Source organism: Mesorhizobium sp. M1182 (assembly GCF_040318335.1).
GTDB lineage: Bacteria > Pseudomonadota > Alphaproteobacteria > Rhizobiales > Rhizobiaceae > Mesorhizobium.
In genome coordinates this window covers 1-3,954 of record NZ_JAMYMD010000067.1, presented here as the reverse complement: position 1 = coordinate 3,954, position 3,954 = coordinate 1, and the positions used below count along the sequence as shown (strand labels likewise).

5 protein-coding genes and 2 pseudogenes are annotated in these 3,954 nt (G+C 62.1%); 4 read left to right on the top strand and 3 right to left on the bottom strand.

Features of this window, described 5'->3' with window-relative positions; translation table 11 throughout:
• Positions 1-187: 187 nt before the first annotated feature.
• A complete protein-coding gene (locus tag NKH33_RS32985; protein ID WP_352923711.1) occupies positions 188-1,117 on the bottom strand; it encodes an Ivy family c-type lysozyme inhibitor in 930 nt (309 codons plus the stop codon).
• 61 nt (positions 1,118-1,178) lie between these two features.
• On the bottom strand, positions 1,179-1,784 hold the full coding sequence (leuD, locus tag NKH33_RS32980) for a 3-isopropylmalate dehydratase small subunit (protein ID WP_352773406.1): 606 nt from the start codon (positions 1,782-1,784) through the stop codon (positions 1,179-1,181).
• Between the two features lie 167 nt (positions 1,785-1,951).
• Here leuD and NKH33_RS32975 point away from each other — a divergent pair, with 167 nt between their 5' ends.
• From NKH33_RS32975 to NKH33_RS32960, 4 genes and pseudogenes are all read left to right on the top strand, one after another.
• Positions 1,952-2,377: a GNAT family N-acetyltransferase gene (locus NKH33_RS32975; protein ID WP_352923709.1), complete on the top strand. Its 426-nt coding sequence runs from the start codon at positions 1,952-1,954 to the stop codon at positions 2,375-2,377.
• A gap of 92 nt (positions 2,378-2,469) precedes the next feature.
• The gene (locus NKH33_RS32970) at positions 2,470-2,781 is read left to right on the top strand and encodes an ArsR/SmtB family transcription factor (protein ID WP_352770332.1); all 312 of its coding nucleotides are present in this window, start codon (positions 2,470-2,472) and stop codon (positions 2,779-2,781) included.
• A pseudogene (locus NKH33_RS32965) lies at positions 2,781-3,226 on the top strand (SRPBCC domain-containing protein). Before NKH33_RS32970 ends, NKH33_RS32965 begins: the two are co-directional and overlap by 1 nt.
• A 69-nt stretch (positions 3,227-3,295) precedes the next feature.
• Complete coding sequence (locus tag NKH33_RS32960; RefSeq protein WP_352923706.1) at positions 3,296-3,739, top strand: SRPBCC family protein; 444 nt, start codon at positions 3,296-3,298, stop codon at positions 3,737-3,739.
• A gap of 36 nt (positions 3,740-3,775) precedes the next feature.
• On the opposite strand, the pseudogene NKH33_RS32955 reads toward NKH33_RS32960, so the two are convergent.
• Positions 3,776-3,954: pseudogene (locus NKH33_RS32955) on the bottom strand (FAD-dependent oxidoreductase); the annotation flags it as partial.

The following is a 3,954-nucleotide window of genomic DNA, read 5'->3' as shown; positions in this document are numbered from 1 at the left end:
CGGCTCCCTTGTTTGAGATCTCAACGAACTCATTCTGGCACATCCGATGCCGTCGGGCGCCGTCCACCCCATCATGCCGTGACATCCGAGCGACACAACGGTTCTTCGGCCGATGTTACGGCATGGATCCTCGGGTCAAGCCCGAGGATGACGAAAGCAGGGTAGTCGCCGCGCCGCGCAAAAAAACCTAATTCGCCGACCCCAGCGCCTTGTCCAGCGCTTCCTTGACGTCGGCCGGCCATGTACTCACCGCTGGCCACGCGTCCGGCTCGGGCTTGTCGCCGCGGCGGGCGAAATAGAGCTTCCGGTTGACCGGGTCGACCGCCATGAAGCCGTCATTGCCGCCGCAATCATGCGGCACGCAGCCGCTGGCAAAAAAGGCGCCCGACGCGGTTTTTTCCGTGCCGCCGCCGACCAGCAGGCTGGTCGCCATGTCGGGCATGTCCTTGCCAAGCAGTGTCTCGGCTAGTTTGTAGACCGCTTCATTGTGGAAGGCGTCGATGATGTTGTCGTATTTCGACGGATCAACGTCCTTCCAGTCGGTGCCCGGCTCCGGCATGTAGGTCAGATTGCCGGAAGTCGTCAGTCCGGCCGTCGGCGACCATTGCAGCGCCGGCTTGGAATCACCCGGCAGCAGATAGGGTACGAAATAGACGGCGCTGTCGGAGATCGCGGCCGGCGGCGCGCCGCATTCATCCTGCTCGACCGTGACCGTCTGGATCGTGCCGCCTTCCGGCTTCCAAACGATCACCTTGGCCGGGCCGCATTGATTGCCACCATCGCCGACATCGACCAGCGCCACGTTGACGCCGCCGACCTCGACGATCTTGTCAAAGAAGACGTCGTAATTGCGCGCCAGTTCCTTGCCGTCGAAGGCGAGCACCCGTTCCCCGTACTCTTCCTCCTGGGTGATGGTCAGCTGGCCGCCCTCGAACGGGATCGGTGCTTGGCTGCCATCGTCGGCTAGGGCCGCATTGCTCAATGCGCCCTGGTCGGCGGCCCCGCCGGACGCATCGTCAGCCGGCACGAGCACCATGTCGGTCTGTGCATGCGCGCCTGCCACCGGCATCAGAATCCACGCCAGCGCGCAGACCCCGGCAAGAAGCGAACGTGTCATGACTGTCCCCTCCGTTCAGCCGCCACGAACCCGGCCTGTCCCGGCCAGGTCATCCTGCCGCTCAGGCCCAGGGGCGCTCAGCAGCGTTCTTCTTCTCGAACGAAGCGATGGCGCCGGCCTTCTCCATGGTCAGGCCGATATCGTCGAGGCCGTTCAAGAGGCAGTGGCGCTTGAATTCGTCGAGGTCGAACTTGACCACGCCGCCGTCCGGCCCGCGGATTTCCTTGGCTTCGAGATCAACCGACAGCGTCGCGTTGGAACCGCGCGAGGCATCGTCCATCAGCTTCTCCAGGTCTTCCGGGCTGACGGTGATCGGCAAGATGCCGTTCTTGAAGCAGTTATTGTAGAAAATGTCGGCGAACGAGGTCGAGATGACGCAGCGGATGCCGAAATCGAGCAGCGCCCACGGCGCATGTTCCCGGCTCGAGCCGCAGCCGAAATTGTCGCCGGCGACCAGGATCTGCGCCTTGCGGTAGGCCCGCTTGTTGAGCACGAAGTCCGGGTTTTCCGAGCCGTCGTCCTTGTAACGCATTTCGGCGAACAGGCCGGTGCCGAGCCCGGTGCGCTTGATCGTCTTGAGATAATCCTTGGGGATGATCATGTCGGTGTCGACATTGACGATCGGCATCGGCGCGGCGACACCGGTGAGCTTGGTGAATTTTTCCATGGTTCTTGCCCGTCTTCTTCTCGTTGCGGGGAATTGCTGGCGCTCGGTTTACACAATGCCGCGGGCAAATAAAAGACGGCTGTTTTTGGACTTCCGTCGTCGATCGAAACACAAAATCGGTACAAAACAGCTTCAAAACCACCGGCCCATGGTGCACTTTTGTCGACATGACAACGCGATCCACGATCCTTTACGCCAGCGAACCGGGCCTCGGCATCGCCGAGTTCCGCCGCGTTCTGGTGGAATCCGGCCTCGGCGAGACACGGCCCGTCGATGATCATGCCCGTTTGAAGGCGATGCTCACGAGTGCCGACCTGGTGCTCACCGCGCGCATCGATGCACCGGGCAAGCCGCTGGTTGGTGTCGCTCGCGGCATCACCGACTTTTCCTGGGTCTGCTATATCTCCGAGTTCGCTGTTTCTGCATCGGCGCAAGGGCTGGGTATCGGCAAGGGTCTGATGGATGAGGCACGCCGGCAACTCGGACCTTCCGTTGCCATCAGCCTGATCTCCATGCCCGACGTCGTCGGCTTCTATGAGCGTATCGGCATGGAGCGCATGCCCAACGCATTCTGGTTCGGCCGCAAGCGCTGAAATCCACTCCCAGCGACCTCAACCCGCGCATCCTTAGCCAAGATTCTGCCTCTTGACATGCAACCAAATAGTTGCATATTAGGATCATGAGCATGGATGATGTCTTTCGGGCCTTGGCCGACCCGACACGCCGGCGATTGCTGGACAGCCTTCATGCCAGGAACGGACAGACGCTGAACGCGCTGTGCGGTGAGATGGACATGACGCGCCAGGCGGTGACCAAGCATCTGGCGATCCTGGAAGAAGCAAACCTCGTCGCCACCATCCGCAAGGGACGCGAGAAGCAACATTATCTGAATCCCGTTCCCATCAACGAGATCGCCGAACGCTGGATCGGCAAATTCGAGCGGGGGCGACTGGGCGCCCTCGGCGATTTGAAGAAACGTCTCGAAAGGGAAGACTGATGAGCAACACTTTCGTTTATGTCACCTACATCCGCACTTCGCCCGAAAAACTCTGGCAAGCACTGACCGAGCCGGAGTTCCAGCGGCAATATTTCCTCGGCGCTCAGATGCTAAGCGACTGGAAACAAGGTTCGGCGTGGAAGATGGTTTACACCGACGCCGCGTCACCGACAGCGGCGAGGTCCTCGAGATCGATCCACCCAAGCGCATCGTGCTCAAATGGCGCAACGAGTTCATGCCCGAGGTCAAGGCGGACGGCTACACACGCTGCACCTTCGCCATCGAGCAGGAGGGCGAGATGATGAAGCTCGCCATCACACATGAAGCCGATGGACCGCACAAGCTGCTTGGCCATGTGGCGAACGGCTGGCCGCTCATCCTGTCCAGCCTGAAGAGCCTGCTCGAAACCGGCAAAGGCCTGTCGCGCCCGGCGTCGAAGGCTTGAGGTCGTTTCGATAGCGAAACGTTTCTGGAGGACAGGTGGTGCACGGTTCCGCGGTGCACAGCATGACCAATGGCGAGCGCCGATGTTCGCGCGCCGCCCGAGCGGATCTTTGACGCCCTCGTTACACGCGAGGTCGAGCGCTGGTGGGGGTCCGCCAGGACCTACAGGATGACCGGATGGGCGGCCGACCTCCGCGTCGGCGGCCGCTGGAGCGTCACCGTCGAGACGGCGGCCGGCAGACACCTGCCCGCCAGCGGCGAATTCCTGGAGATCGAAGAGCCGCGCCGGATCGTGCAGACGCGGAGATACGACTGGGACCATCCGACGCTTGGCCGCCGCGAAACCAAAGTCGCCTGGCTGCTGGAGCCGATCGCCGGCGGCACACGCGTCACCATCTGCCATGGCGGCTTCGCCGGCATCGCTGCTGCCGCAACGAAGCATGCCGAAGGCTGGGCCCGGGTGCTGGGCTGGCTTCAGGCGTATCTTGGTACGGGCGGCTTGGCGGCGGCTTAATCCACCAAGCAACGGTAGCATCCCTTCGCGCCAGCGTTAAATTACATTCAATTCCCGAAACGGCCGCCCGTCGGCAATCCGGCTGTACCCGAACGCCGAGCAATCCACCGTGCGATAGCCGCCATGTACTATCAGTTCGGCCAGCGCCTTGCCGACCGCCGGAGCCTGCTGCAAGCCGTGACCGGAAAACCCGTTGGCGAAGAGGAAATTGCCGA

Excerpts from the sequence above, each read along its gene's own strand:
- NKH33_RS32960 (WP_352923706.1), top strand. The coding sequence starts at position 3,296 with ATGGCGAGCGCCGATGTTCGCGCGCCGCCCGAGCGGATCTTTGACGCC.
- leuD (WP_352773406.1), bottom strand. The coding sequence starts at position 1,784 with ATGGAAAAATTCACCAAGCTCACCGGTGTCGCCGCGCCGATGCCGATC.
- NKH33_RS32970 (WP_352770332.1), top strand. The coding sequence starts at position 2,470 with ATGGATGATGTCTTTCGGGCCTTGGCCGACCCGACACGCCGGCGATTG.
- NKH33_RS32975 (WP_352923709.1), top strand. The coding sequence starts at position 1,952 with ATGACAACGCGATCCACGATCCTTTACGCCAGCGAACCGGGCCTCGGC.
- NKH33_RS32985 (WP_352923711.1), bottom strand. The coding sequence starts at position 1,117 with ATGACACGTTCGCTTCTTGCCGGGGTCTGCGCGCTGGCGTGGATTCTG.